The sequence below is a fragment of the Candidatus Cloacimonadota bacterium genome (assembly GCA_034661015.1).
Lineage (GTDB): Bacteria > Cloacimonadota > Cloacimonadia > JGIOTU-2 > JGIOTU-2 > JAYEKN01.
Window position 1 is genome coordinate 1 of record JAYEKN010000146.1, and the last position, 3,705, is coordinate 3,705.

Sequence of the window (3,705 nt, forward strand, 5' to 3'; positions counted from 1 at the left end):
TTGGAAGAGCAGATTTTATTCTTTTGTCATTATTAATTTTTTGTTCAGCATCAAGGGGTACATTAAAATCCACCCGGACTAAAACTTTTTTATTAGATACTTCAATATCATTAACAGACTTTTTCATGATATCACTCCCGATTTTTTTTATTTTTTATTGTTGTATCACGTTTGAAGTCAACTTTTTTGGAATTTTATTTTGAAAAATCTTGTAGCAGTTTAACTATAGTTATGAATTGATTATTAAAATCAGAAAAGGGGTTGCATTTTTTTGAAAAACTTGACTGGAATTTACATGCCGAAAATAAAAACTATCTCAATTTCGGGGTGTAGCGCAGCCCGGTTAGCGCGTTTGACTGGGGGTCAAAAGGTCCCGAGTTCAAATCTCGGCACCCCGACCATTTTTTAGTAATTTTGCTTTTTGATTTTTTCAATAGCTTTCCATATGGTGGGTGTAGTTCAGCGGTAGAGCACCGGATTGTGGTTCCGGCTGTCGCGGGTTCGAATCCCGTCATCCACCCCATTTTTTTACTTCTTTTCCCGATTTGATTGGTGATATTTTAAAAAATATCTCAATTCTTGGTAAATAATTTTACCAACCCCACTCAATATTACCCAGCTAACAATTTGTCAAAAATGTCATCAACACTTTCAAATACTTCCTGCGGAGAATATGCTTTAATTGATTCAATGGTATTATAACCCCAGGATACAGCTCCAAATGCTAAACCTACACTTTTAGCGGCTTGTAAATCTCTAATTTCATCACCAATATATATTATTTGATTAGGGGAAATACCACTTTTTTTTATAATCTTTTTCAATTTTTTCTTTTTCCCAAAAATAGACACACCGCATCTTAAATTGTCTATTAGAGCAGTGTTTTGTGGACCAAGAATTTTGCGGACATTATTTTCTGAGTTTGTACTTACAACAGCTATGGTTACGGCATTATCAGATAATTTTTTTAAAAGCAAATCTACACCTTGAAATAGGGACAAGTTTTTAACATCCTTAGACATCATTTTTCTCATATATTTTGAGATAAATGGTATTTTCCATAAAGGTACATTCAGAAATTTTATTAATTTTTTTGCATCGAAGTTTCTAAATATCTCGTGATTACTTTTATCAACTTTTTTGAAATTATATTTATCTGAAACTTTATCCACGGCATTTGCAAACCAAGTGAATGTATCCGCTAAAGTTCCGTCAAAATCGAAAATAATAAGTTTGTATTTCATGGTTAAAGGACTATTTCTGTTTTGGATAAAACATATGATTTTTGCATGTGGAAAACTTTATTTCTCTTTCCATAATATTTTTAATTCAATTCAATAATTATAAATTGCACTTTCTCATAATTTGAATAGAGTTTAATCCACTTGATTTTGCCCATTATATGTCAAGATTTTCCTAAACACGGAATGACTTTTTGGTAGGAAAGCAAATCATTTTAACACCTTCTTTCAGATGTAGTCAGAGTGAAATCGTCTGGAAATACTAAAAAGTTTCTTATTAATACTAGATCAATAATTTAAACAAATATTCTCAATTTATTAATTTAGCACAACTAATTTCATCTCATCCATTTCAATGAAAAATGGGTTGGCAATATTCAAATCGTTATTACCAACCCTAAAACCACTTTTATGTTCCACAAAGTATAAATTGCAGACAATCAAGCATTATTCATTCGTGTTATTTTCGGTTTTTTCACTTTTTACTTTTAGATCATTTTCCAAAAGATGCTCGTTAATGAATTTTACAAACGTGTCTTTTGGCAAAGCACCCTTTGCCATAGTCGGTTGCCCTTCTATTGGAATAAACAATATTGACGGGATACTTTGTATTCTAAATACAGATGCCAATTCTCTTTCGGATGCGGTATCCACTTTATAGATGTTAACTTCTCCCTCATATTCTACAGCAAGTTCTTCCATAACCGGAGCCACTCTTTTGCAGGGGGCACACCAATCTGCATAAAAATCTATGATAGCCGGCAACTTACCTTCAAATTTCCATTCCCTGTTTTTCTCATAATTGAAAATTTTTTCTTTGAATGTTTTTGTGGTTAAATGTTCGGGAACGATGTCCTTGTTTGGTTTTTCTTCCTGAGCAGAACAGGAAGTTAGCATCAGAAAAAAAACCGCAATTGTAATAAATGTTTTTTTCATTTTAATTCTCCTTAAAAAAATCTCTGCTCGGAGATGAAATGTTTCATCTCCGAATATAACTTACCAAGCACCTTAAAGTTGGTTTATTATCCGCAAATCTTTCTCGCATAATGTTTTTGGTGAAAAATTACGAAGGCTAATCTTCTACGGAACTCTTCGACAATCCGCAAGGTTTTTTGAACTTTAATTTTTGAGAAGCTCAGCTTGTATGATTTTTTCGAAATGACCTTTTGGCAAAGCGCCAAGAGACATTTTCGGTTGACCGTCTTTTGGAATGAAGAGGATTGAGGGTATGCTTTGAATTTGAAAAATTGCAGCTAATTCTTGCTCTGCTCCAGTATCTATTTCGTAAATATCAATTATACCATCATATTTTTGGGATAGCTCTTCCAGTATTGGACTTACCATTTTGCAGGGAGCACACCAGTCAGCATAGAAATCAATTATTGCCGGTAATTCACCTGCGAATTTCCATTCTTTATTCTTTTCATAGTTGAATATTTTCGTTTTGAATGTTTCTTTTGTTAGATGTTCCATTTTTCTCCTTGTAATTATTAGTTTTATTTTTATTTTTACAAAATTATTATCAGATTTTATTAAAGTGCATCGCTCTTTGTATATTGACTAAATTTACAAATCCTCAAGACATTTTTTACATATTCCGGTAAAATAACCATGAAAGTTCTCAATTTTATGCCCTTCAATAGTTGTGTTTTCGAATCGGGGACAATTTAAATTCAAATTGTAAAATTTTTTACATACTTTACAATACAAATGATAATGGGATGTAGTTTGAATGTCATAATGAATCTCACCGTCAGGACCTGAAAATGAGCAGATTACATCATTCTTTATAAAAGTTTTTAAGGTATTATATACAGTTGTTTTGGAGATCGTTGGAATTTTCTCCTTAATTGTACTATAAATCACCCCAGCGGAGGGATGACCTGAATGCGAGGTTAAGTATTTGAGAATACTTAACCTTTCAAATGTAGGTTTAATCCTATGTTCTTCTAAAACTCTTTGCTCTTTGTTCATATTTGCACTCATTACAGATGTGTTACCAATACGATAAGTTTATTTTCGTGAATGTCAAATTTGATCTATAGTTTTTTTACGAAATATAATATTAGCATTTATGAGTCCTATTTGAAAAATGGATTCTAATCGTTTTATCCATAGATACGCCTACTGGCGGAACGGTTTAAATGCAATTAGTGTCTGTCTGTAAAGTAGAAATTCGACGCAGATGAATGTGATAAACAACATCACGCTGAAAAAATCGATTTTCGCAAGATAAAATTTTTTTGTAAAAAGTGTAATATCAGCGCCTTGGAAAATCTTAAGTCAATTTCAAAAAAACGGAACTTAACTCAAGATTTTCCACTTAACTATCTTAAATCACTTTCTATGTAAAATCATTAAGAAATCACCTTGATCTTTAGCGTCGGATACAAAATTAATTTCTTCTCCCTCAGGAATGGAAACCGGTGATATAACCGCAATTTTCAAATTTTTATCAAGGAGT

Annotated in this window: 5 protein-coding genes and 2 tRNA genes; 2 read left to right on the forward strand and 5 right to left on the reverse strand. The window is 32.0% G+C overall.

Annotation, left to right across the window (positions count from 1 at the left end; all coding sequences use genetic code 11):
- Positions 1-127: phosphoglycerate kinase (pgk, locus tag U9P79_05785; protein ID MEA2104134.1), on the reverse strand; the 127-nt coding region annotated here is incomplete at its 3' end.
- 196 nt (positions 128-323) lie between these two features.
- Here pgk and U9P79_05790 point away from each other — a divergent pair.
- Positions 324-401 (forward strand) — tRNA-Pro (locus tag U9P79_05790).
- Between the two features lie 47 nt (positions 402-448).
- Positions 449-523: transfer RNA gene (locus U9P79_05795), tRNA-His, on the forward strand.
- 88 nt (positions 524-611) lie between these two features.
- Here the strand turns inward: U9P79_05795 and U9P79_05800 are convergent.
- The 4 genes from U9P79_05800 to U9P79_05815 form a co-directional block, all read right to left on the reverse strand.
- Positions 612-1,244, reverse strand: coding sequence for an HAD hydrolase-like protein (locus tag U9P79_05800; GenBank protein ID MEA2104135.1), 633 nt, complete (start codon positions 1,242-1,244; stop codon positions 612-614).
- Positions 1,245-1,688: 444 nt separating this feature from the next.
- Entirely contained in the window at positions 1,689-2,138 is a 450-nt protein-coding gene (locus U9P79_05805; protein ID MEA2104136.1) for a thioredoxin domain-containing protein, read from the reverse strand.
- 222 nt (positions 2,139-2,360) lie between these two features.
- Positions 2,361-2,714: a thioredoxin domain-containing protein gene (locus U9P79_05810; protein MEA2104137.1), complete on the reverse strand. Its 354-nt coding sequence runs from the start codon at positions 2,712-2,714 to the stop codon at positions 2,361-2,363.
- A 93-nt stretch (positions 2,715-2,807) separates the two neighbouring features.
- Positions 2,808-3,215: a transcriptional repressor gene (locus tag U9P79_05815; protein ID MEA2104138.1), complete on the reverse strand. Its 408-nt coding sequence runs from the start codon at positions 3,213-3,215 to the stop codon at positions 2,808-2,810.
- Positions 3,216-3,705: the final 490 nt, after the last annotated feature.

What these genes read in the sequence shown, in the direction of transcription:
- U9P79_05810 (MEA2104137.1), bottom strand. Translation starts at nt 2,714, where the DNA reads ATGGAACATCTAACAAAAGAAACATTCAAAACGAAAATATTCAACTAT.
- U9P79_05805 (MEA2104136.1), bottom strand. Translation starts at nt 2,138, where the DNA reads ATGCTAACTTCCTGTTCTGCTCAGGAAGAAAAACCAAACAAGGACATC.
- U9P79_05800 (MEA2104135.1), bottom strand. Translation starts at nt 1,244, where the DNA reads ATGAAATACAAACTTATTATTTTCGATTTTGACGGAACTTTAGCGGAT.
- U9P79_05815 (MEA2104138.1), bottom strand. Translation starts at nt 3,215, where the DNA reads ATGAACAAAGAGCAAAGAGTTTTAGAAGAACATAGGATTAAACCTACA.